Annotated in this window: 20 protein-coding genes and 1 pseudogene; 8 read left to right on the plus strand and 13 right to left on the minus strand. The window is 68.2% G+C overall.

All coding sequences use genetic code 11. The features are described from left to right. From AX681_RS15640 to AX681_RS15670, 7 genes are all read right to left on the minus strand, one after another. Positions 1-456 (minus strand): lytic transglycosylase domain-containing protein (locus tag AX681_RS15640; protein ID WP_066682465.1); only part of this gene is annotated, 456 nt, incomplete at its 3' end. Positions 457-487: 31 nt separating this feature from the next. After that, positions 488-1,081, minus strand: a complete 594-nt coding sequence (locus AX681_RS15645; RefSeq protein ID WP_066573259.1) for a S26 family signal peptidase — start codon at positions 1,079-1,081, stop codon at positions 488-490. Continuing rightward, complete coding sequence (locus AX681_RS15650; protein ID WP_066573256.1) at positions 1,074-1,316, minus strand: helix-turn-helix transcriptional regulator; 243 nt, start codon at positions 1,314-1,316, stop codon at positions 1,074-1,076. The genes AX681_RS15645 and AX681_RS15650 overlap by 8 nt, the downstream gene beginning before the upstream one ends. Before the next feature lie 161 nt (positions 1,317-1,477). Beyond that, positions 1,478-1,798 carry a DUF736 domain-containing protein gene (locus tag AX681_RS15655; protein WP_066573253.1) on the minus strand — a complete coding sequence of 107 codons (321 nt, stop codon included), beginning with the start codon at positions 1,796-1,798 and terminating at the stop codon, positions 1,478-1,480. Between the two features lie 413 nt (positions 1,799-2,211). Further along, positions 2,212-2,553 carry a hypothetical protein gene (locus AX681_RS15660; protein ID WP_066573250.1) on the minus strand — a complete coding sequence of 114 codons (342 nt, stop codon included), beginning with the start codon at positions 2,551-2,553 and terminating at the stop codon, positions 2,212-2,214. A gap of 171 nt (positions 2,554-2,724) precedes the next feature. Beyond that, on the minus strand, positions 2,725-4,614 hold the full coding sequence (locus AX681_RS15665; RefSeq protein ID WP_075152902.1) for a ParB/RepB/Spo0J family partition protein: 1,890 nt from the start codon (positions 4,612-4,614) through the stop codon (positions 2,725-2,727). A gap of 86 nt (positions 4,615-4,700) precedes the next feature. Further along, positions 4,701-5,183 (minus strand): DUF2958 domain-containing protein, encoded by a 483-nt coding sequence (locus AX681_RS15670; protein WP_066573247.1) that lies wholly within the window; start codon positions 5,181-5,183, stop codon positions 4,701-4,703. 734 nt (positions 5,184-5,917) lie between these two features. On the opposite strand from AX681_RS15670, the gene AX681_RS15675 reads away from it, so the two are divergent. Further along, positions 5,918-6,814 carry a hypothetical protein gene (locus AX681_RS15675; protein ID WP_156442612.1) on the plus strand — a complete coding sequence of 299 codons (897 nt, stop codon included), beginning with the start codon at positions 5,918-5,920 and terminating at the stop codon, positions 6,812-6,814. Between the two features lie 40 nt (positions 6,815-6,854). Here the strand turns inward: AX681_RS15675 and AX681_RS15680 are convergent, their stop codons facing one another. From AX681_RS15680 to AX681_RS23735, 4 genes and pseudogenes are all read right to left on the minus strand, one after another. Continuing rightward, entirely contained in the window at positions 6,855-7,892 is a 1,038-nt protein-coding gene (locus tag AX681_RS15680; protein ID WP_066573241.1) for a hypothetical protein, read from the minus strand. 5 nt (positions 7,893-7,897) lie between these two features. Next, positions 7,898-10,189, minus strand: coding sequence for a hypothetical protein (locus AX681_RS15685; protein WP_125458951.1), 2,292 nt, complete (start codon positions 10,187-10,189; stop codon positions 7,898-7,900). 237 nt (positions 10,190-10,426) lie between these two features. Beyond that, positions 10,427-11,041: a DUF2285 domain-containing protein gene (locus AX681_RS15690; RefSeq protein ID WP_066573236.1), complete on the minus strand. Its 615-nt coding sequence runs from the start codon at positions 11,039-11,041 to the stop codon at positions 10,427-10,429. A 28-nt stretch (positions 11,042-11,069) separates the two neighbouring features. Beyond that, a pseudogene (locus AX681_RS23735) lies at positions 11,070-11,141 on the minus strand (transcriptional regulator domain-containing protein); the annotation flags it as partial. A 342-nt stretch (positions 11,142-11,483) separates the two neighbouring features. On the opposite strand from AX681_RS23735, the gene AX681_RS15695 reads away from it, so the two are divergent. From AX681_RS15695 to AX681_RS15720, 7 genes are all read left to right on the plus strand, one after another. Then, positions 11,484-12,230 (plus strand): LuxR family transcriptional regulator, encoded by a 747-nt coding sequence (locus AX681_RS15695; RefSeq protein WP_231733664.1) that lies wholly within the window; start codon positions 11,484-11,486, stop codon positions 12,228-12,230. Positions 12,231-12,308: 78 nt separating this feature from the next. Continuing rightward, positions 12,309-12,929 carry an acyl-homoserine-lactone synthase gene (locus tag AX681_RS15700; protein WP_066573234.1) on the plus strand — a complete coding sequence of 207 codons (621 nt, stop codon included), beginning with the start codon at positions 12,309-12,311 and terminating at the stop codon, positions 12,927-12,929. A 20-nt stretch (positions 12,930-12,949) separates the two neighbouring features. After that, the gene (locus AX681_RS15705) at positions 12,950-13,828 is read left to right on the plus strand and encodes a phytanoyl-CoA dioxygenase family protein (RefSeq protein ID WP_066573231.1); all 879 of its coding nucleotides are present in this window, start codon (positions 12,950-12,952) and stop codon (positions 13,826-13,828) included. Further along, on the plus strand, positions 13,825-14,427 hold the full coding sequence (locus AX681_RS15710; RefSeq protein WP_066573229.1) for a GntR family transcriptional regulator: 603 nt from the start codon (positions 13,825-13,827) through the stop codon (positions 14,425-14,427). The genes AX681_RS15705 and AX681_RS15710 overlap by 4 nt, the downstream gene beginning before the upstream one ends. Before the next feature lie 135 nt (positions 14,428-14,562). Next, positions 14,563-14,694: a benenodin family lasso peptide gene (locus AX681_RS22075; protein WP_107525062.1), complete on the plus strand. Its 132-nt coding sequence runs from the start codon at positions 14,563-14,565 to the stop codon at positions 14,692-14,694. Continuing rightward, positions 14,691-15,395 (plus strand): lasso peptide biosynthesis B2 protein, encoded by a 705-nt coding sequence (locus tag AX681_RS15715; protein ID WP_066573227.1) that lies wholly within the window; start codon positions 14,691-14,693, stop codon positions 15,393-15,395. The genes AX681_RS22075 and AX681_RS15715 overlap by 4 nt, the downstream gene beginning before the upstream one ends. Continuing rightward, the gene (locus AX681_RS15720; RefSeq protein WP_066573225.1) at positions 15,395-17,140 is read left to right on the plus strand and encodes an asparagine synthase-related protein; all 1,746 of its coding nucleotides are present in this window, start codon (positions 15,395-15,397) and stop codon (positions 17,138-17,140) included. The genes AX681_RS15715 and AX681_RS15720 overlap by 1 nt, the downstream gene beginning before the upstream one ends. Here AX681_RS15720 and AX681_RS15725 read toward each other — a convergent pair. Both AX681_RS15725 and AX681_RS15730 read right to left on the minus strand, forming a co-directional pair. After that, positions 17,137-19,254 (minus strand): Atxe2 family lasso peptide isopeptidase, encoded by a 2,118-nt coding sequence (locus AX681_RS15725; protein WP_157926354.1) that lies wholly within the window; start codon positions 19,252-19,254, stop codon positions 17,137-17,139. The genes AX681_RS15720 and AX681_RS15725 overlap by 4 nt on opposite strands. Next, a complete protein-coding gene (locus tag AX681_RS15730; protein ID WP_075152903.1) occupies positions 19,251-21,818 on the minus strand; it encodes a TonB-dependent receptor in 2,568 nt (855 codons plus the stop codon). The genes AX681_RS15725 and AX681_RS15730 overlap by 4 nt, the downstream gene beginning before the upstream one ends. Between the last annotated feature and the right edge of the window lie 182 nt (positions 21,819-22,000).

A 22,000-nucleotide genomic window follows, 5' to 3' on the forward strand; every position in this document is an offset into this window, starting at 1 on the left:
GCTTTGACGATCGCCGCCCACCGTCGCCAGATAGGCGATCGTCTCGCCCGGCAGCGGCTGGCGGCCCGCCAAATAGGCAGCGTAGCGCCCGGGTCCGGCATTATAGGCGGCGAACATGCCCGGATAACCGAATCGGTCATACATGCGCCGCAAATAGGCGGTGCCGGCGAGGATATTGTCGCGCGGATCGAATGGATCGCTGCCGAGACCAAGCGCAGCCCGCATCTCGGCCCAGGTGCCCGGCATCAACTGCATCAGCCCCATCGCGCCGGCGCGGCTGACGATCGGCCGCCCCTGGAGCATCGTCCGGCCGCCGCTTTCCGCCTGCATCACCCGTTCGATCCAGGCGACTGGCAAGCCGAACCGTTGCGCCGCCTCAGTTGTAAGCGGGCGCCAATCCGCGACGGTCTGCGCCGCCGCCGGGCAGGCCAGCGCGAGCCATGCGGCCAGCGCCATCCACGCCCCTCTGTCGATCGGCCAACAGCGCCTAACCACCATTGGAACCTCCCGACCAAGTCCACAAGATCGTTGCCTTGCCGATCACGTCCGCGGCGTCAGTGGGTCCGAAATAGCGCCCGTCAAACGAGTCCGGCGTGTCCGACATCAGCAGCAACAGCGCGCCGTTGCGGAGGATCCGGCAGCCGGTCCACCAGGGCAGCGGCCGTCCGAGCCGGTCGCTGGCGCGCCGCGTCGCGAGCACGCTGCCATTGACGAGGATCTCGGGTCCGATCGCACAGACCAGGTCGCCCGGCACGCCGGCCACGCGCTTCACCAGCGGGACGTTCGCCGGGACATAATGCCGGCTCGCCGCCAGCGCGCGTACGGGCAGCGGGGTCCGCGCGATCACCATATCACCGCGGACGACGCCGTGGCCGGGCGCAACGCGATAGAGGCCGACCGGCGCGCTGGCGCTGGCGTTCCACAGCAATCGCGGCAGCGGCGGCGCGACGATGGTCGCGGCGAGACAGGCACATCCGAGCGCGACGAGGGTCGTGCGGCGCACCAGGATCCGGCGGCGCCATTTGGCGGCACGGAGCGCTTCGCCCCAGGCGAACAGCGGAAGATCGCGGCGCTCAATCATGGTCGCCGCCTTTGCGCCGGGCCTTCGACCAGGCCTCGATATCGTCGATATGGTAGTACCAGGCGCGACCATGGAGGCGGCAGACCGGCCCGCGTCCTTCCGCGCGCATACCCTTCAAGGTGCTGGGCGCGAGCCCGAGATGGAAGGCGGTCTGCTTGGTGGTGAGGAAGGGGCAGGTTTCGCGCGCCTTCTGCGCGCGGACGGCAGTGTCGTCGGGGTCGGTGGGGTCGGTCATGAGTCGGGATCCGCTATAGGGCGGCTGCCGGATCGCGCCGCCCGGACACCCAACTGAACCTCGAACGCCGCGCCCGGCAGGGTCGAAAACGGGCATATGCGTTTTCGACCCCCGTGCCGGTCAAGCGATCCGCGCCCGGTCGGGGCGCGGATCGGAACGGCTCAGTCGGCCGGGTTCCAGATGATGGCGAAGGAATCGTCATCGTCCTGGCCAGCGGCGCGGCCGAGATTGGCGTAGAGCCGGCGCGGCCCGAACTCCGGGGCGGCAAGGCTCAGCGAGACATAGTCGTTGCCGGACATCTCGCCACGACGGTTCCAGCCGGCACCGAGTTCGACCCCGCCCGCCATGACGACATAGTCGGGCTGGGTGTCCTTGGTCTTGCGGCTGTTCGGAACGATGGTGATGCCGGTGCGGATCGAGAGGGTCCGAAGCTCGCCCTTGAAGCCGTTTCCTTCGCGGGTGACATAGCCGATGGCAGCCATTGCAGGTCTCCTTGAGATGCTCGCCCGAACCGTTCCGGGCGATGGGCGGACCTCAGGGACGGCCAGCCGGACACCCGAACCGGCAGGCCGAAGCGCCAGCGGAGGACCGGAGCCAAAGGCTTATTTGAGAGCGCAGCGACCGCGAGGAGCCCGCGCCAGCGGGCGGGGAAATAAGCCGGCGGGCGATGGTTTCGGGAGGCCGGCGGCCGTTCCAGGTCATGCGCCCAAGGAGCCGTGGACGGTGCGGGATCCTTGCAAGCAGATCTGTGCCGCCTTTGGAGATCACTCGCGAAATTGGCTTCGCGCGGCCCGGTTGCGCGATCCGCGCGCAAACATTCTCGACGGGATTCCGCAATCAGGCACCCGCCCAGCGCTGCGCTGGCGGGCAGGAGCGCGACGGCGGCCCCAGAAATTCAGCGCGTGCGCAATTCCGCGCAGACTGCGTCGAACAGATCGAAGAACCGACGTTCAAGCTCGCCCTCGCTCAACGCGAACAGGGACGCGGCCACGGGCAGGTCGAGCGCCGCTGCTGCCCGCGCCCCATCAGTGCGATAATCGAAATCGAGATCACGCGCCGTGGCAAGATCGCCAGCATTGCGCATGCTGTAGTCCGCGATCCAGAAGCAATGGATCAGGCGCTCGCGCGGCGTCAGCGCCTCACGGCCCTGTGCGCGCTTCTTCTCGATGATGTCGTGCCCCGCATCGATCAACCAGGTCTGGTTGTCGATCTTTGCCCCCGATTCCCCACTATCCATCCGCTTGTTCTAGCGGGGATGCCCTCCGCTCGCACCATCCGCAAAAATCCGCGCGCCCGCGCCGAGCCCATCAGGGCGAGGCGCGGGCGCGCGGCCGGATTTCACGGTCCGCAACCGATAGCCAGCCCGCCGGAAACGCGCGGGAGCTGTGTCCCGCGCGTCCCTTCCGGTTCAGGCGGCGAGCGGTTCGGGTACCGCGTCGGTATCGTTCACCGCCGCCGCGTCCCCGCGCCGGTCGGGGTCCGGGGCGAGCGCCTGCGCGCCCGGCGCGGTCGGATCGGGATCGCGATCCGGCTCCAAGCTGGCCTCCATATCGGCCTTGGCGGCGCCGACCCTGAAGCTGGCCCTGACCGTGCCGACGCCACCGCGCGCAGTATAAGCGGCGGGCGGGAACGCCATCCAGCGCGGTACCCAGTGCTCGACCTTGGTACGTCCGTCGATGCCGTCGAGATGGTCCGTCACGATCCGTATCAGGGTCTTGCCCTTCTCCTTGGCATTGGCGGCGGCGATCCGTTCACCCGCGACCTCGGCGACCATCGCGCCGAGCACTTCCTTGTCGCGGAGCAGATCGAAGAACGCGGCGTCCGGCTGCCACCAGTCGGCCATGTCGAGGCCGAGGGTCAGCCCGACCGCCTCGACCGCCGCATCGCCCGCCGCGAGCGTCTCGCCCATCGCAACGGCGATCACGTCGCCCAAGGCCGCGTCGGGCAGGTCGAGCAGGCGCAGGAAGATGCCGACCAGCCGCCGGTCGTCGGCGCTGCTGCGGGTCACCGTCTCACGTTCGGGGTCCATGCCGAGCAACGCGAGAACGGCGCGGCGGCGCTCGTCGAACAGGGTCTCGCCCCGGCACGTCTCGACGCTTTCCTGTGTGGCCTCGTCGCGGCACGCCAAGGCTTGGCGGCGCACATTCCAGAGCGACGACCCGGCGACGAGGTGCGCGACCATCAGCCGCAATGCCACGCCGGGATGGCCGGCCAGCGCGGCGCGGACGGCGGCGAAGCGGTGCAGGTCGAGATAGGTCTGCTGCGCCGTGGTCAGTTCGGGCCGCTTGGGCTTCTCGGCCGGGGTGGCATCGGCTTTCGGTACGCGCGCCGCCTCGCGCCGCGTGACATAGCCTTCGTGGAAGGCGACCTCGCCGGTCGCGCGGACGTCGATATAGACGCGCCCGCCCTTGCGCTTGGGCCGCTTCTCATAGTCCCAGCTGGCGAAATGCTCGCTCTTGGGCACGATCGCGACCTCGCCCCAGCCCTCGGCGAGATAGGCCTCGCGGCGGGCGGAGATCGCCGCATCCTGCGCGTTCCAGAACGCCGCCGCATCGGCGAAACAGCGATCCGCGCCGAACAGGTCGGCGACGGTGACGAGGCCGCTTGCCTCGACATCGAACAGGGCAAGGCTCGCCGGAATGGTCTGCCCGCCGAGCAGCCATGCCTTGAGCTGCGCGCCGGTCGGTGCGCGCTGTTCGGGATCGTCGAGAAGCGCCAGCCAGTCGCGCTGCTGGCGCTTGCTCGCCATGGTCAGGTGGCGGATCGTGGCGCGGTCGATCCTGTCATCGGCATAGAGCGTGCGGATGCGCGGCAGCAAATTGCCGAGCGCGAGGATGCGCCTCACCGCGAGGTCGGGCAGGCCGAAGGTCGCGGCGATGTCGTCGGGGCTGCGCCCTTCCTTCACCAGCCGGGTGAAGGTCGCCCACTGCGTCACCTCGTCGGGGTCGAGGCGGGCGACATTCTCGATCAGCGAGAGTTCGATGGCGTCGGCATCGTCGCCGCTGTCGAGGATCGCGCAGGGCAGCATGTCGTCCTGGGCCTCGCCCTCCGCGCCCTCTGCGCGGCGTTCGGCGGCGGCGATGCCCGCCGCCGTGAAGCGCCGCGCGCCCGCGACGATCTCATAGCCGCCGTCCGGTTCCTTGGGGGGCACGCAATTGGGGCGCACCACCAGCGGGACGATGACGCCGCGCTTGCGGATGGTCGGCAGGATGTCGGCGACATCGGGCGGGCGCTTGCCGTAGCGCATATTGGTCTTGCTGACGGTGAGCTTGTCGAGCGGGATGAAATCGAGTCTCATGGGTGTGCTCCTTCAAGAGCACCGGTCCCGTCGCTCCTTCCACGATGGACGGGACCGGCTGGGCTGCGGCGGGAACGCGCCGCGCGTCAGCCGTCCAGCGGGTTGCCGGGCGGAAGCGGATCGGGATCGGGTGCACTTGCCGCACCGTCCCCATGGGGCGATGGCCGGGCCGAACGCGCCGCCGCCTCGATGGCGCGGACCACGGCTTGCGCGGCGAGGATCGAGCCGGCACCGCGCGCGGCTTCGGCCCAGACCGACAGCGGCGCGGTGGTCGCAAAGCCGATGTCGCGTTCGATGCCAAGCCCGAAGGGCAGGCGCAGCGCGGCGATCTCGGACAGGCTGAAATAGCCGAGTTCGGGGCAGCCGAATCCGAGATCGGCGAGCCCGAACAGCGTGTCGCCATCAGCGTCGAGTTCGGTCGCGAGCCAAGTCGCTGGCCCCATGGGATTGAAGAATTTGACGACCGGCACGGGATCGTGCGCGCGCTCGTTTCCCTGTCCCGAACGTTCGGCGTGCGCGGCGGCATTGACCTGCAAGGCCGTGCGCAAAGCGGAGGTCAGCAGCTTCATGGCCGCATCCCCGCCCCAGCGGTGCCGGTGATGATGGAATACATGGGTCAGCCTCCAACCCCGCCCAAAAACCCAATGGCCTCCCCCGGAAGCGGGGGTGGGCGGCAGGAGCGACCGGAGAGGCCCGCCTCGAGCGGACCAGGCATCCCGAAGGGACCGGAACATCAGTGGAGGAGCCGGGCGTCAGCCCGGCTTGCCGGGGACGCGAGCGGGCCTAGCAGGGCGCGCCGCCCACTCCCGCGCCACCGGGAGAGGCTACAAGCAACGCCGCCGCGCGAGCGGCGCCCGCTTCACCGTCGGCGCCCGCCGCCGACCCGGACAAAGGATGGGCTCTCGTGCGGCGCGGCCGGATCAGCGGCGCAGGGTCGGGCTTCGCGCCCAAAGGCGGCAATTGTCGCCGGGCGCGAAACCGGGCGCGCCGCCCGGCTGCGGAGCGCGCGTGCCCGCGGGGCCGCGATCAGGCGCCGCACCCTGCGGCTGCGCAGCAGTCCGGCAGTGTGCGTCATCGCCCCGCTCCGCCAGGGTCAGCGGCGCGCTGGCCCATGCCACCGATCGGCACCGCCGGACCCAGACCCGCAGAAGCTCGGCGACGGTAAGGCCACGCCATAGCGCGGGATCACGCGGGCCCACCGCGAAAGGGCGTTCCCTGCATTCCATCTCGACAGATGCTTCCCGTCCTTGCAGCAAGGGCAACAACGATGACCCGCCTGCTCTATCTCGATCAGAATGCCTGGGTGGCACTGGCGCGCGGCGCCTGGGACAAGGCCAGCTTCCCGAAGGAGCATGTAGCGCTGTCGAAGGTGATAGAGGGCATCCGGTCGCAGGCGATCATGGTGCCGCTGTCCTTCGCCAACATCTACGAGACCGCCAAGATCAACGATCCGGCGCGGCGGGCGAACATGGCGCACACCCAGGCCGTGATCAGTGGTGGCCGGGTGTTTCGAAGCCGGCGCCGCATATTCGGGGAGACGCTGGCCGCCTATCTCGCGCGTCGCCACGGCATTTCGCACCCCGAGCCGGAAGCGCACTGGTTCCTGTCCGATCTCTGGTTCGAGTCCGCAGCCGACTATTCTCCGCAAACCTATGGCTTCGAAATCTCACAGCCAGTGCTCGATTTCCTCCGCCAGGACCCTGTCCGCGCGCTGTTCGACTATCTGATGGCCGGCGAGGAGGACGTCCGCCTTGAGGCGGTCCGGCGCTACAGCGCAAGTTCGGCCGAGCTCATCGGCGGCATCGAATCGCGGCGCGCGATCGCCGCCGGCGAGACGCTGGCACTCCGGAAGCGCGCCTATGGCGCAAGGCTGATCATCGACGAGCTCGACTTCATCCTCGCGACCGGCAGGCAGCTGGGACTGGACTGGCGGACCGTCAGCGACATCGGCTCGTCGCTGGTGCGGCGCATCGCCGCCGAGATCCCGATCCTCAATATCGAGCGCGAACTGGCTGTTCGCCTCGAGGACCAGGCGCGCGGGATCAACGAGAATGATCTTCGCGACATGGCGGCGTTCACGACCGTAGTGCCCTTCGCCGACCTGGTCGTCGCCGAGAAGCAGTTCGTCAATCTGGCGCGGCAGGCCAGCCTCGACAAAGACCATAAGACGACGCTGATGACCTCGATATTCGACCTGTGAGCCGCCTTCACCTGAGGGGTGAGGCCGCCCCTTTCGTTCCCTAGAACAGCCACGAATAGGGAAAGGGCTGGACCCGGCGGCAGCGGACGCACCGGTAGGCGTCTGCGAGCACGAGCCGGGCTGCATTGTGCGGCGTCAGCGAGAACGGATGCTCGCACACCGCGCAGCGATATCCGCGCACATTGTCCATCTGGGCAAGGGCATAGCCCTCATTCTCGCCGCCCTCGACGAAGTAGAGGCCGAGTATCGAACGGACCTCGAACGCCCGGTGCGCCCCGGCATCCATGGCCCGCATCCGATCGAAAAGGCCGACAATGACATGCGACAGGTACAGCATCAGCTGCGGAAGCACCGCATAGAGCAGCTCGTACAGGTCGTCGTCGTTATGGTTCTTGAAGATGAAGTTGAAATTCTCCGGCTCGGTCCGCAATTCGGCATGCTTCGCGGTGACGAGATGGACCGCGTGCTGGAACAGTCCGTACAGGCCGTATGGGTTGTTCCGCTTGAACAGGGCTTCGTGCACGAATGACGCGGTCAGCACATTCGCGATCGGGAGCGTCGCGAGCGTCGTTTCCAGGATGGCCAGGCGCTGGCTCGCCATCGCGCGCGATATGACCGCATCGCCGTCCTCCGCCGTAAATGCCGCGTAGAAGGCGTCCTCATCGCCAAGCATCCAGGACAGGTACATCAGATTGTCGGTAAGCGGCTTGCGCAGGAGATTGTGGGCCACGACGACCTTGCGCTTCTCCATGCAGCGCAGCGCCTCGTAGAGGTGGTGCAGGCAGTCCGACACCATCGCCATGGTGACGGTGTTGAGGATCACCCGGCGTGCCTCGTCGGGATAGCCGGTAGCGCGCATGGCCTCGATCGGGCTCGTCCTGGCGATCTTCGTGAAGTTCCGGTTCTCGACCTTGCTGCGGAATTTGACGGTGACGATGTGCGCCCGGGCCGCCTCGTACTCCGCGAGCAACCGCACGCATTCGTCATGGAGGAAGAAGCAATATTCATGCGCGAGCCGCAGATCCCGTGGGATCCAGCGCAAGCGGTTGCGCGGTACTTTGTGGATGCTGGAAGCCATGATGCTCAGCCGGCTGCGCCCGAGGGCTCCACGGGCACCCGGATCGGCGCGGCATAGGCATAGGGAAGATCCCAGCGTTCGAGCATGCGCGCGAAGGCGACGCAGCGTCGGGTCTTCGCTTGCTCCATCGCGTCGTCGGCGAGCAGCACCATCCGGTCGAGCACATCCTCTTCGTGCGCCCTGGGAAAAACATGGAACACCGCGACGGCGTTCCCGCAGGCGCCCCGTGCGACCAGCGCACCCGGACGGTCCGGATCGGGACCGATGTCGCTGACCTGCTCGGCCAGTTCCTCAAGCGCCTCCTCGACGCATTCATCCGAGCCCGGGGGTATCGCGTCGAGCAGCGCAAGACCCATCGTCGTCCAGCTCGGTGTGCCGCGCGAGCGCAGGCGGTCAAGGATGGCAGCGATATAGGGCTCCACCGCCGGGCGCGGCTTCGGGCCGTCCCGGCCAATGCCGCGCCCCACATAGTAGCGATCGATCGCCTGCGACATCCCGCTGAATATGCCCTTGTGCGTCCCGGCCTCGATCTCGGGCAGTTCCAGTCCGCACACCAGATAGGTACCGAGATAGTCCAGCTCATCACCGAAGATCGGCACCTTGCCCTGGAACCGCTCCCGCTTCGCGAGATAGTGGAGGAAGTATAGCGGGTCATCGAGGATATGCGCGCACGTGCAGAGGTCGGCGATCCCCATGGTCGGAGGAAGCTCGACATCGTCCGGAACCAGCCCGGTCCGCTTGAGCTCGGACTGGGCAGACGCCAGTGCCGAGAAATCGTCCAAGGTGGCCGAGACGCGGATAATCGTGTCGATCCGGGCAGGCGGGAGTCCGAGGCCCAGTCCGTCCGCGACCGCGAGCGCTTCCGGCTGCCCGTCCCTGGCCGCCAGGAGGATGTCCCGCAAGCGTGCCGACTGCACCGCCGGATCGACGATCAGCTTCTGCACATGCTTGCGCACGGAATCCGGCGCACCGCGCAAACCGCTAGGCGTCAGTGCGCCGGACTTGGCTTCGGCGATGAGCACCACCCGGTCGATCACGGCGATCAGATCCGTCTCGTAGCGAACACCTTCCCAATACCATTCCGCATTGGGCAACAGCGTCGCCGAAGGAAGAACCTCCTCGATGACCCGCTTCATCTCCTCCTCGAGATACAGGGTTCGCCGCTTCTCCAGCGCCTTGGTGATTCCGGCCTCGGCGATGAGGGTGCGCAAGATCGCCGGCAGAAAGCTGACAAGCGATTGCGGCGCGAAGAAGAGGAAGTCGTCATCGACCCGGACGGCAGGCTTCAGCCACACCGGGTTCGAAAGGAAAAGATGCTCCTTGTCGTGTTCGCGCAACGCGCCGGGACACAGGCCGAGCGCCGCGAACACCCTGGTGACCAGCGTCACCGGTTTGTCGAGCCGCTCCGCGATCACGCCCGGCTCGACACGCATCTCCATGACCAGCCAGCGATCGGCATGGCTCAGCAGCATCGTCCTCAGGTGACGAAGCGGCATCCGCTTCGGGAGCGAGGCAAGGAAGGCGTCCGGATCGCCCCGGACGCCCTCGTAGCGCGCGAAGAAATCATGGACGATCGCCTTGCGGGTGCGCCCGCGGAAGATGTCCTTCAGGAGCACGAACCGCCCACCGAGCCGCTCCTGATGGAGGGCGACGAGCGCTTCGGCGATATCGACGAGATCGCTGGCGCTATATCCATGATGCGCTGCGAAAGCGGCGTCCAACGGCGCGTGCAGCGCCCGGACAATTCGCACCATGTCGTCGTAATAGCCCCAGTTGCGCACCATCTGGGTGTGATCGCGCATCCGCTCCTGCAACCCTATGCTGACCAGGCGGTCGAGATCGTCGCCCAGATCTTCGAGCTGGATCATCCGTCGCCGATGGAAGGCCGTCGCAAGCGCACTGACTGCGTCGATCGCTGCCTGGATTTGCCGATTGCTCGCCGGCTCGCGACCCCATTCCCAGCGTTCAAGGGTGAGCAGCAGCGCCTGGAGCAGTTCGATATGATGCTGTTCGATTCCCTCGATGAGCCCCTTGGTCGAAATCATGTCCGGACCGGCCGGCTGGCTCATCCCCCAGCACGCGATCGTGGCGATGACATGGGGTGGATAGGCTTCGCGGAAGACGGCAAGGATGGCCTCGATGTGCCCGGGGAATGCCGCCGCCGCCTTCCTGGCCTCATCGAGCGAGAGAGCCCGGTGCGCATCGCGATCAATGTCGGAACCCTTGACCTCCCGAACCACCATGCCGGGCCGGTCCGAGTACATCTCGCCCAAATTACCCGCGGCCGATCCCTTCAATTCCGGTCTCCGATTGCTCGGAACGAAGATAGAACATCTCGCGGTGTCAGGCTAGCTCCGTTCCTCACCCCAACGGTCAGGGTTCGATCGCGCGACCACGATCAACGGAATACACCGTCCCAGTCCCACCAGCCGATCGTCACCGCCAGGCCGAGACCCGCAAGGCGGGGCTCGGTGGCCGGCCGCAGGCGGCCATAGAGCGGCGGTCGCACGGCAGGCCGTGCGAGGCGCCACCCCTTAATCGCGCCGCATCAGCGAGCGATAGCCGCCCCCGGCCAGCCGCCGCGCGTCCGCAGCCAGGCGCCGCACTCGGGACCGGATCGAATCGGAGCGCCGATCCCCATCGCCGCGCCCCGCCGCATCGCCGAACAATATGCGGGCAATCTCGCGCTGGTTCGCCCCGGCCTGGACCGCATCATGGACGCGCAGCGCGAGAATCCAGCGCGCCACCCGCCGGTCGGGCGGATAGAGCGAGCGGGAAAAGCGGCGATTGCGGCACAGATCGATCAGCCGCCGCAGCGGCAGGATCCGGGCTCCGGCGGACGCAACGCCCTTCAGCCGATATTCGAGCAGCACGGGGTCACCGCCGGCCAGGCTGCCCTGCTCGATGTCGAGCCGGATGCGATGCCAGCCGTCCGAGAGCACCGCATGCTCGCCGTGCGGGTCGCGCACGAGCGTCAGCCACGGTGCCAGCAACGCCGGATCGATCGCGTCGGGATCGCCGCGCCCGATCGGGCTGGCGATGACGCGCAGCGTGCCCGGATCGAAATCGGCATGCCAGATGATCCGCGCGTCCGGGGCTTCGACCTCCGGGCGCTCGGCGAAAGTGAATCCCCCAGGAGAGGGGATCATCCCCCGACCCGAGGCCCGGCACGTCCGTGCCGCGCGTCGCGCTGCTCGCGCGGGTGTACCAGGCGATATAGCCGGGATCGCGGCGCAGCCATTCCCACATCAGCCCGGCCCGATCGACGCCGCGCAGCCGCGCATAGTCACGCGCATCGCGCCAGTCCCGCGCCACCCGCTCAGCCCGATTTCGTCATGTGGAGAAACAATGAAGCTGGCGCGAAATCCGATCGCTCCGAAATGGAGGATCGAACCGCACCAGACCATGCCGAATATATCGACAATATAAACTTGACTCGCTTGCCCTCCAAGTCTCTGTAGATGCGCTGATTTGTCTGCCTGTTGCCTCGCGACGGTGTGAGAAGCCGCCGCCCGGCCCGAAAGAGCATGAAAGGTCGATCAGAGGATCGACGGCAGCTTGAGATGCCGCCGCTGGTCGATTGGACGCCCGATGGGCATGCACGATATGGGGCCGTTCCTCCGGGAGCTCGAAGCCGCGACGAGCCCGGACGACCTGGCGCTCGCGATGGTCGAGATCTGCGCGATACTCGGGTTCGAGTATTTCGCGCTGACCCATCATGTCGACATCCCGAGCGCGACCGGTACCGACATCCGGCTGCACAACTACCCCGCACGCTGGGCGGACTATTATGACGCGCAGGCGCTCGGCGTGTCCGATCCCGTGCACCGGGCAAGCCATGTGACCAGCCGCGGCTTCCCATGGTCGCGGATGCACGACATGATCACGCTGACGCCGGGCGACCGGCGGGTGCTCATGCTCGGCGCGGAGCAGGGGATCGGCGACGGGTTCACGGTGCCGGCCAATGTACCCGGCGAGACCCTCGGTTCCTGCTCCTTCGCCAATGGCGCCGGCCGGCCCTTGCCCGAGGCGATGCTGCCGCTGGCACAGCTTGCGGGCCTGTTCGCGTTCGAGGGCGCACGGCGACTGTGGTCGACGCGCAAGATCGACGAGGCGGCGGCGCCGGTGCTGACCGACCGGCAACGCGACTGCATCCTGTGGGCGGCGCGCGGCAAGGGCGACTGGGAGATCAGCCGCATCCTTGGAGTCAGCGAGGAGACCGTAGCGCGCCATATCAAGCAGGCGTGCGAACGATACGGCGTACACAAACGGACATTGGTGGCGATCCGGGCGCTGTTCGACGGAACGCTCACCTTCACCGATATCTTCAAACGCTGACTATACCCCTTTTCCGGCATATCCCGCCGGCCGGCTAATCGCGACCCTTGGTCTCCCGACGATCAAGGAGCCACGACCATGTTGCACGCGATGGGAGCTGCAAACCGCCCGGTGTCGGACAAGGTGATGCGCGGGATGTTCGCGGCGCGGAAGCAGGTGTTCGTCGATCTCCTGAAATGGGACGTCCCCGTCCTCGGCGGCGCCTATGAGATCGACCAGTTCGACGACGCGCACGCGCATTATCTGGTGCTCGCCGACCGCGACGGCGGTCATCTCGGATCGGCGCGGCTGCTGCCGACGACGCGGCCGCATATCCTCGACAGCTTCTATCCCGAGCTGTGCGAAGCGGCGCCGCCGAGCGGCCCCGACATCTTCGAAGTGACCCGGTTCTGCCTCGACCGGAGCCTGAGCGCGCGCGAGCGCCGCGGCGTGCGCGACACGCTGGTGACGGCGCTGGCCGATCATGCGCTCGCCCATGGCATCGCCCGCTATAGCGCCATCGCCGAGATGGGGTGGCTGCAGCAGATTCTCGCCTTTGGCTGGCGGTGCTGTCCGCTCGGCCTGCCGGTGACGATCGGCGGCAAGATGCTCGGCGCGCTCGCCATCGAGATCGAGCCCGATACGCCGCGCAAGCTCGCCGCGGCGGGCATTGTCCCGCTCCCGGCGCTGCTGGGCGGCGACACGCTCGCCGCGGCCTGAGACGCGCAAGGAGACCCGCTATGGACCGCAACCCGATGCTGGCGGCCGCGATCGACCAGACCCGCGCCAGGCTCGCGCGCGACGGCTGGTGTGTCCTGCGCGCCGCGCTGCCGCCCGAGACGATCGCGGCGCTCGATGCCGACCTCGCCCCGGCGTTCGCGCAGACACCCTTCTGCCAGGGTAGTTTCTATGGCGAGACGACGAAGCGGTTCGGGCGCCTGCTGGCGCGCTCGGAGCGCATGGCGGCGCTGGTCCAGCACGCGGTGGTGCAGGGTGTGGTCGAAGCGATCCTCGCGCCGTGGTGCGACTGCATCCAGCTCAATGTCGCCCAGGCGATCGCGATCCATCCCGAGGCGCCCGCGCAAATACCGCATCGCGACCAGGATATGTGGCGGGGGCCGGTCGGCGAGATCGAATATCTCGTCAACGTGATCTGGCCGCTGACGCCGTTCCGGGCCGAGAATGGCGCGACGCTGGTCTGGTCGAACACGCACGGCGCCGCCGCGCTCGATCCGCCGCCGACCTCAGCGGGGATCGCTGCCGAGATGGAGCCCGGCGACGCGCTGCTGTTTCTCGGCTCGGCCTTGCATGGGGCCGGCGCCAACCGCACCACCGGGGTCCGGCGCGGGCTGGTGGTCGGCTATTCGCTGGGCTGGCTCAAGCCCTATGAGAGCCAGATGCTCGCCTATCCGCCCGATGTCGCGCGCGCATTCCCGCCCGGGCTGGCCGCTTTAGCCGGCTATCGCCAGCACCGGCCCAATCTCGGCAATTATGAAGGCCAGTGCCCGTCGGTCCTGCTCGCCGGCACGGCGGACACGCCACGCGCCGCCATCGATGCGCTGCGCCCCGACCAGCGCGACCAGGTCGAGGCGTTCCGCCGCAGCCAGACCGAACCATGAATTCGGGCCAGACTTCGGAGCGCGTCTATGAGACGCTCAAGGGCCAGCTGCTGCGCGGCGTGTTCCATCCAGGCGAGCGGCTCGATCCGGCGATGCTGTCGGTTGCGCTCAGCAGCAGCGTCACGCCGGTCCGCGATGCGCTCAACCAGTTGACCGGCGAGGGGCTGGTCGAGACGCGTACCGGCGAAGGCTTCCACCGGCCGCACCTCACGGCACCGGACCTGCAGGATCTCTATCGCTGGGCGGAACAGGTCATGACGCTTGCCGTGCGCGGATGGCCGCGGGATAGCGCGCGCGGGGACGTCGACGCGCCGCCCGGTCTCGACGGCGCGGAGCGGGCGGCGGCACTCTTCCTCGAGATCGGGCGGCGTTCCGGCAATCTCGAACATGGGCGCGCGATCGCCGCGATCAATGATCGCCTGCATGCGGTGCGCATGGTGGAAGCGCTGGCGCTGGGCGACGACGCCACCGAGATGGACGCGATCGCGGCGTGCCTCGAGAGCGATCGACGCATGTTGCTGCGCCTTGTGGGCGGCTATTTCCGCCGGCGTGCCCGGCTGGCGCACGAGATCGTGCGCGCCGCCTATCGCGAGGCCTGAAGGCGCACATCCCGCAAAGGCGCGGGGCATGCCGAAAACAATCGGCATATATTCTCAGTATAAAATTCGGATAGCGAACCCCCGCACCTAGCCTGTCTCGCGCTGCATCATGCGCAGCGCTCAAGGAGACGTGTCATGGAACGCAACCACGAGACCCCGTCCGACCTGATCGATCTCGGCGCCGCCAGCGTCGAGACCAAGGGCCCCAAGGGGGACTTCCCCGATGTCGGCGACGGCCGCATCCTCGCCGGCCTGACCGACGAATGATCGACAGGCGCGCGGCCCCCGGCCGCGCGCCATTCGTCATGGCCTATACGCTCAAGCCCGGCATCAGCTTCTGCCATGTGGCAGGCCGGACGATCTTCCTCGACCTGCGGGCCGACCGCTATTTCTGCCTCGCGAACGATGCCGAGCGCAGCTTTGATCGGCTAGCCGCCGCATCGTCCGGGCCTGAGGATATGCGGATCCTCGAGGGTCTGGCGCACCAGGGCATTTTGCGCGCCAGCGACACCGGATCCATCCTCCAGCCCTGTCCGGCGGTGACCGAGGCGCGCGCCAGTCTGCTCGACGCGGCGCCGACCCCGGTGCGCCCGCTCCAGACCCTGTTGGCCGGGACGGCACTACTTCACGCGCCGCTGCGCTTGCGGCTGTTCGGCCTGCATGCGGCGGTCGCCCGGCTCCAGGCCCGCAAGGCGCGTCTCAAGACCATACGATCGGAACGGGAGACGCTGGCGCGCGGCGCGGCGGCCTTCGCGCAGCTGCGCGCGATCGCGACGACGCATGACCAATGTCTGCCCCGGTCGCTGGCAGTGACCGATCGGCTGCTTGCTGCGGGCGTGCGGGCCGAGCTGGTGCTGGCGGTGAAGCTGCAGCCATTTGCGGCCCATGCCTGGGTGCAGTGGCAAGACCTGGTGGTCAACGACCGGGTGGATGCGGTCCGCGACTTCACGCCGATCCTGGTGGTGTGATGGGTAACCGGTATTTCGCGGCGATCGGTGGCGATGCCGCACGGGCCGATGCGGTCCGGCATGCGGCGCTTGCCGACCCAGGTTGGCGGATCGCGCTCGACCGGCCGGGGTGCCTCGTGGTCGCCGAGCGCGATGCGATGCTCGTGCCGATTGCGGACGATGGTCTTGTGATCGGTCCGCTGTTCGCCCTCGGCCGGTCCCATCGTCTCGACGCATTTTCCGCGTCCTCAGCCGCGACGCTTCGGGCGAATGGCGCGGCCGGGCTCGTCCGTGGCCATTGGGGCGGCTATGTCGCGATTGTCGCGGACACGGACCAAAATTCGGTCGCGCTGGTGCGCGCGCCATTCGGTGAACTGCCCTGTTTCCATGCGCCGTCCGCCCAGGGCTATGCGGTCGCGTCGGACGTGGCGCTGCTCGAGCGCTTCGGCGGCTTCCGTCCGCGCCTCGACTGGCCTGCGCTCGGCGACTTCCTCTGCGCCCCGCGCGTCCGAAGCGCTGCGACCTGCCTGTCCGGGCTCGGCGAATTGCGGGGCGGCGAGCAGATCCGCTTCGGCGAAGCCGGACCCTGCGTGACGACCCTCTGGTCGCCCTGGACCTTCGCCGACCCTGCACGCGCACTCGCGGACGGCAGGGAAGCCGTAAAGCGGCTCCATGGCGAGATCCTCGCGGCGGTCGGTGCGCGCGGATCCACCCTGACGCGCAGCGTGCTGATGCTGTCCGGGGGCCTCGATTCCTCGATCATCGCCGCGAGCGCTGCGGCGCGCGGGCTCGATCTGCGCTGCGCCAATATCAGCACCGATGATCCCGCCGGCGACGAGCGCCGCTATGCCCGCGCGGTCTGCGATCGGCTCGGCGTTCCGCTCGCCGAACGCCTGTTCCAGCTGGACGGCGTCGATCTCGAAACCTCTGCCGCGGCCGGATTGCCCCGGCCGGCATCGCGGGCCTTCGAATATGAAGCCCGGCGCCAGGCGCATCTCGTCGCCGGCAAGGAAGGCGCCGATGCCGTGCTGAGTGGCGGCGGGGGCGACAATATCTTCTGTTCGCTGCAATCGGTGCTGCCGCTGCTCGACTGCCGTGCCGGACTGGCGGACGGCCCTATGTATCGCCGGCTGGCGCGCGAGATCGCCGCGCTTTGCGACACCAGCGTGTGGACCGTCCGGCGCAAGGCATGGCTGCGGTCGTGGCAGCATCGGCCGCCGCCGCTGGACATCGACACCGGCTTTCTGTCGGCCGGAACCGCCGCGCGGGCGCGGGCGGCGTCGCGGCATCCCTGGCTGGAGCCTCCGGCGACGGTGCTGCCGGGCAAGGCCGCGCATGTCGCCTTGCTGCTCGGGCCGCAATATCTGACGGAGGACAGCGATCCCTGTGCGGCGCGCCGTTTCCTCTACCCGCTGCTCGCCCAACCGGTGGTCGAGCTCTGCCTGCGCATCCCGACCTGGCTGTGGTTCGAGCGCGGTTGCAATCGCGCCGTCGCGCGCCGCGCCTTCGAGGCGACGCTGCCCGAACAGGTCGCTTGGCGCAGGTCGAAGGGCTCGCCCGATGCCTTCCTCGTCGCGCTCTTTGAGAGCCGGCGCCAACAGATCCGCAGGCTGCTGCTCGACGGCAATCTCGCCGGACACGGGTTGCTCGACTGCGATGCGCTGGCGGCATATCTCGACGACCCGCGTCCGGTCCGCGGCTCCGGCCATGTCCGCATCCTGCGGCTGGTCGATGCTGAGGCGTGGAGCCGGTGCTGGCCCGGCTAGCGCCGCGCCGGCACTGCGGGCAGGTTCGGACGTGCGTCCCGCAGCGCGCGCCAGCGCGTATATTGCGCGTGCTTGGCGGGATCGGGATCCTCGCGCCCCTGCAGCCAGAAGCCGAACCAGTCGACATCGCGTTGATATTCGGCGAGCCGGTGCAACGGCTGGGTCCGGGTATGATATTCGCCCGGCGCGACATGCATCTCGACCGGCTTGCGCTTCTCGCGCAGCGCGGTGAACGCCTCGAGCGCGAGCAGATACTCGCTGTCGGCGAGCTGCATGAGGAGCGGCGTCTCGATCCGGTCGGCATTGAGCGACAGCGCCATCGGCTTCCAGAAGGCGGTGCCGTCCTCGCTCGCCAGCGGATAGCGGCGGACCGCGCGATTCCAGTCGGCCCAGGCGGTTCCGCCATAGGTCATCACCGTCTTGGGATCCTCGCAGCAGGTGCTGACCACGGCGGCAGCAAAGCGGTCGGAATTGATCAGCGCGTAGTTCACGGTCGAGGCGCCGTCGCTGAGGCCGGTGATCCCGATGCGCGCGGGGTCCGCGACGCCCAGCGCGATCGTGCGATCGACCCCGGCGAGCAGCGAGGCCAGCACGCTTCTGCGTTCCCCCCAGTCTTTGGTCATGGCGGCGATGATCGCGTCGATCGTCTTCAGCCCGGGATAGGCGGTGCTCTCGACCGCCGGCCGTTCGAAGCTCAGCACCGCGAAACCATGGGCGGCGAGCAGGAAGATCGGGTGCGCATCGCCGGTCCCCCCGCGCAGGAAGCCGTCGCTATGATATTGGACGATCACCAACGGCAGTTTCTCGCCCGGTACCGCATCCGGCGGCAGGACGAGATCGCCCCAGGCGGGCATGCCGGGTTCGCTTTGCCAGGTCAGCCGCTGGACCTTGCCGAGCCGCAGCCGCGCGAAACCCGGATTGGGGTCGAACAGCAGGGATTGCCGGCCACTGGCCGGATCGATCGCTACCACCCGGCGCGGCGTCACCGAATCCTCTGCGACACAATAGAGCTGTGCGTCGCGCCAGGTGCAGCCGGTGAGCCAGGCCGGACTGGCGAGAAGGCGCCGGACGGTGTGGCTGCCCGGGCGCCAGCGGTAGAGTGCCATACGCCCCTTGGCCCAGCCCTCGCGGCGCAGGAACAGCAACGACCCGTCCGCCTGCCACCAGAGATTGACGATGCCGTCGCGGCAGGCCACCGCTGCACAGGGTTGCTTGCGGCCGGTGCGATCGGCCACCCAGATGCGCAACGGGCTGAGCGGCCCCGCATCCTCGCGTTCGGTCCAGGCACGTTGGCCGTCGCGCGACATGGCGACGGCTTCGGCTTGGGATCCGCCGGGCGGGTCGGGCGGTAGTGCCGCTGCCTCCCCGGCGGTCGCCGCGCGGGTCTCGCCACGCTCGGGATCAACCAGGAACACGATTTGCGGCACGTCCGCTTCGCGCAGCTGCGGACGGGGGCCGGGGTTCGGCCGGACCCGCGCATCGTAGAGATAGCCCGACATAGCTTCGCGATCGAGCGCACGGCGCGCCTCGGCGATGCCGGGCCGGCTGGCATAGAGCAGATCGCGGCCATTCGGTGCCCAGGCCCAGCGCTCGACATCCACCGCCGACCGGGTGACCGCAGCGGACCCGCCGCCATCGGCGCGCGCGCGCCACAGCTGGGTGACGCCGTCGATCCGCTTGAGATAGGCGATCCATCGACCATCGGGCGACCAGGCAGGTACCACCAGGTCGGGAAAGCCGGTGTTGACGAACAGCCCGCGCTTGACGTCGATGGCAGTGATCATCTCACCACCCCGATCGACGACGCGCGGGGCCGCCGCGCCGCGCGCGGCGATCACCACCAGCGCCCGGCAATAGCCATTTGTGGCCAGATCGCCCCGGCTGAGCACCAGCGCGATCGACCTGCCGTCCGGTGACACGGCGAGCGGGCTCGGCAGGAAGAAATAGGACGGATCGGGCATGCCGATATCGCGCAGCTCGATCAGGTCGCTGGCTTCGAGCAGGCGCTGCGGCGCGCGCGCTTCGGCGGCGTTCGGCAGCATGTCGGCACAATCAGCCCATGCCGGAGGCGTCGTCACCAGCAGCATGCCGGCGAGCAGCTTGTACCTGCTCACCATTTCCTGGTCACCGACAGGCTGACGAAGCGTCCGAGCGGGGAATAGTTGGTCGAGTCATAGGGGGTGTCGTAGAAGAGCGACGTCGCGATCGGGGACGGTTTGGCGTTGAACAGGTTCTGGACCGACGCGATCAGGTCGAAGCCGCGCAGCGGTCCGCTATCCGCCCGGTAGCGCAGGGTGAGATCGATCGGGGTCATCCCGGCGATGCGGGCCGCGGGCGCCGTCCGGTTGTCGACGACCGGGCCGATATGGGTGACATTGCCGGTGATCGTCACCCCGCCGATCGACCAACCAAGATCGCCGCGCAAGCGCAGGTGCGGCGGGTTGAAGATCGTGCCTGCCAGCTGAGTGATCGGGAGCGCCGGCCCGATCTGCTGCTCGCTGTCGAGCCAGGCGGCATTGGCCGAGGCGGAGAGTCTTCCCCCGCCAAGATCGCCGGAATAGCGCAGCAAGGCATCGATACCGTGCACCGACTGCCGGCCGGCATTGACGCTGGTGTTGCGCACCAAGGCCACGACGTTCGCCGGGTCGTACGCGGCGCCCCCGGTCAGGTTGGTGAATGTGCTGGCGCCGGCGATGGTCGCCGCCTGCTCGGCGGTCGAGGGGTTGAGCGTGACGAAGCTGGCATAGCCCGCGTCGCGCAGCGCCGTCGCAAAGGACGGGATCGGCGTGACGATGCGGTCGCGGTACCGCACCGAGAAATAGGTCAGCTCGAGGCGCACGCCGTCGAGGAAGCGCGGGCGCAGTTCCAGCGTTGCCGACCAGTTGGTCGATCGCTCCGGCGCGAGGCCGGGATTGCCGCCGAGCAGCAGCAATGCCGTTGCCGTGGCGGGATAGCCTTGCCCTCCCACGGTTGCGGTGCGCGTCAGGTACAAGGTCTGGGGCTGGTATTGCTGGTAGAGCGTCGGCGCCCGGAAGCTCTTCCCCCAGCTCGCCTTGAGGGTGATATCGGGATGCGGCGCGAAGATCAGGCCGAATTTGGGCGTCGCGACGTCGCCGATCCGGCGATAGGCTTCGTAGCGGACCGCCGCGCTGAGTACGAGGCTGTGAACGAGCGGGATCGCCTGGCCGGGCGACACCAGCGGCAGGCTCAGTTCGCCAAAGCCGTAGGTGTCGGCCTGGGACTGGTCGATATTCTGGGTGCCGTTGATGCCGGTGAAGCGGCGAAAGTCGATCTGCCGATGGCCAGCGCCAAGCGCGATCCTGACCGGGCCGCCGGGCAGCGCAAACAGCCGGCCGTTCGCCGAGAGCTCGATCGAGCGCGCGCGGTTGATATAGTAGCCACCGGTGTTGACCGACAGCACGCCGCCCTGGAAGCTGTAGCCGCCATAATCGACCCGATCCTCGCCATAGGTGGCGGAGAGCATCGTGCTCCAGCCCTCCGGCAGCGACCAGGTCAGCGAGGGCGAGACGCCCCAGGCGCGCGCGGTCGATTGCGTCTTGCCCCGGGCCACGGAGAGATCGCCGCCGGCGGCGAGCGGATAAGTCAGGTTCGTCCAGCGCTTGTTGAACAGGCCGTCCATGGCGAATCGGAGATCCGGCACCAAATCCTGCTCAGCTGAAGCGAGAAGGCTGTGGCGCCGCTGCGCGGGAAAGAGGGTGAGTCCGGGCGAGCGTGTCGCGGCATAGTCGCGCTGGCGCGCGAGGATCGCATCGTTGCTGCCATATTCATAGGCGAGCAGGGCATTGCCCGACCGCCATGTCGTCCCTGCGGTGGCGCCATAGGTCTGGCTGAACCCGCCGCCATCGGTGGGGATGCCGAGCCGCGCGCTGGTCTCCACGCCCTCAAGGTCCCGCCGCAACAGGATGTTGACGACACCGGCGACCGCGTCCGAACCGAACAGCGCCGACGCGCCGTCGGGAACCACGTCGATCCGGCTGACCGCTCCGAGCGGGATGCCGGAAATGTCCACGGATTGCTTCGCCGCATTGTACGACAGGCGATGCCCGTTGAGCAGCGTCAAGGTCGCGTCGCCGCCGAGCCCGCGCAGATTGATCGAGGCACCGCCGCCCACATCCGCGCCGTTGGTCTCGGGCACGTTGAAGCCGACGCCCGGATTCTGGCCGCCGCCAAAATTCTGGGGCAAGCTGCGCGCGATCTCGACGAGCGTCGCCTGCCCGGCATTGCGCGCCTCCTCGCGCGTCACCTGGATTGTCGTCGATGCGGTGGGCGCTCCGCGAATGCGGCTGCCGGTGATCGTGATCGCCTCCTGCGCTTCGGCCGGTGCCGCGAGTGCCTGCGGCGTGGCCGGCGCGATGACGAAGGCCGCACCTGAGCGCCGTGCCTGCAAGCCCGAACCTGCAAGCAGCCGATCGAGCGCCTCGTCGATCGAGAGCATCCCCTTCAAGGCCGGTGCCCTGTGGCCGGCGATCAGGTCGGTCGGCGCGACGATGCTTTGGCCCGTTGCCGCAACGACTGCCTGAATCGAGCGCGCGAGCGGTTGGGCGGGAAGGTCATAGCTTTGCCGTTCGATCGCCTGTGCGCGGGCAACACTCGAACCCGTGGCGACCAGCACCGTACCGCTCAGGCAAAGTGCCAATAGTCCCGTCATACCCCGCATATGTCTTCCTCCCCATCCGGCATCCTTGCTGGTGCCATTCGGTGCGGAAACGACGCGGGCGGGAATTACCCTACGGCTTTTGCGTGTGCCTAGTGCAGCGAGAGCGATGCGTCGGGCTGGCGGCGAAGATCGAGCTGGAACATTGCCGCCGCTGCTTCGGCGAACCCTGCCGGATCGTCGGC

The organism is Sphingomonas sp. CCH9-E2 (genome assembly GCF_001557215.1).
Lineage (GTDB): Bacteria > Pseudomonadota > Alphaproteobacteria > Sphingomonadales > Sphingomonadaceae > Sphingomonas.

Coding starts and splice junctions, on each gene's coding strand:
- AX681_RS15720 (WP_066573225.1), top strand. CDS start 15,395: ATGGGTAACCGGTATTTCGCGGCGATCGGTGGCGATGCCGCACGGGCC.
- AX681_RS15710 (WP_066573229.1), top strand. CDS start 13,825: ATGAATTCGGGCCAGACTTCGGAGCGCGTCTATGAGACGCTCAAGGGC.
- AX681_RS15680 (WP_066573241.1), bottom strand. CDS start 7,892: ATGGCTTCCAGCATCCACAAAGTACCGCGCAACCGCTTGCGCTGGATC.
- AX681_RS15665 (WP_075152902.1), bottom strand. CDS start 4,614: ATGAGACTCGATTTCATCCCGCTCGACAAGCTCACCGTCAGCAAGACC.
- AX681_RS22075 (WP_107525062.1), top strand. CDS start 14,563: ATGGAACGCAACCACGAGACCCCGTCCGACCTGATCGATCTCGGCGCC.
- AX681_RS15650 (WP_066573256.1), bottom strand. CDS start 1,316: ATGACCGACCCCACCGACCCCGACGACACTGCCGTCCGCGCGCAGAAG.
- AX681_RS15655 (WP_066573253.1), bottom strand. CDS start 1,798: ATGGCTGCCATCGGCTATGTCACCCGCGAAGGAAACGGCTTCAAGGGC.
- AX681_RS15700 (WP_066573234.1), top strand. CDS start 12,309: ATGTTGCACGCGATGGGAGCTGCAAACCGCCCGGTGTCGGACAAGGTG.
- AX681_RS15690 (WP_066573236.1), bottom strand. CDS start 11,041: ATGATCCCCTCTCCTGGGGGATTCACTTTCGCCGAGCGCCCGGAGGTC.
- AX681_RS15670 (WP_066573247.1), bottom strand. CDS start 5,183: ATGAAGCTGCTGACCTCCGCTTTGCGCACGGCCTTGCAGGTCAATGCC.
- AX681_RS15660 (WP_066573250.1), bottom strand. CDS start 2,553: ATGGATAGTGGGGAATCGGGGGCAAAGATCGACAACCAGACCTGGTTG.
- AX681_RS15730 (WP_075152903.1), bottom strand. CDS start 21,818: ATGCGGGGTATGACGGGACTATTGGCACTTTGCCTGAGCGGTACGGTG.
- AX681_RS15645 (WP_066573259.1), bottom strand. CDS start 1,081: ATGATTGAGCGCCGCGATCTTCCGCTGTTCGCCTGGGGCGAAGCGCTC.
- AX681_RS15705 (WP_066573231.1), top strand. CDS start 12,950: ATGGACCGCAACCCGATGCTGGCGGCCGCGATCGACCAGACCCGCGCC.
- AX681_RS15715 (WP_066573227.1), top strand. CDS start 14,691: ATGATCGACAGGCGCGCGGCCCCCGGCCGCGCGCCATTCGTCATGGCC.
- AX681_RS15695 (WP_231733664.1), top strand. CDS start 11,484: ATGGGCATGCACGATATGGGGCCGTTCCTCCGGGAGCTCGAAGCCGCG.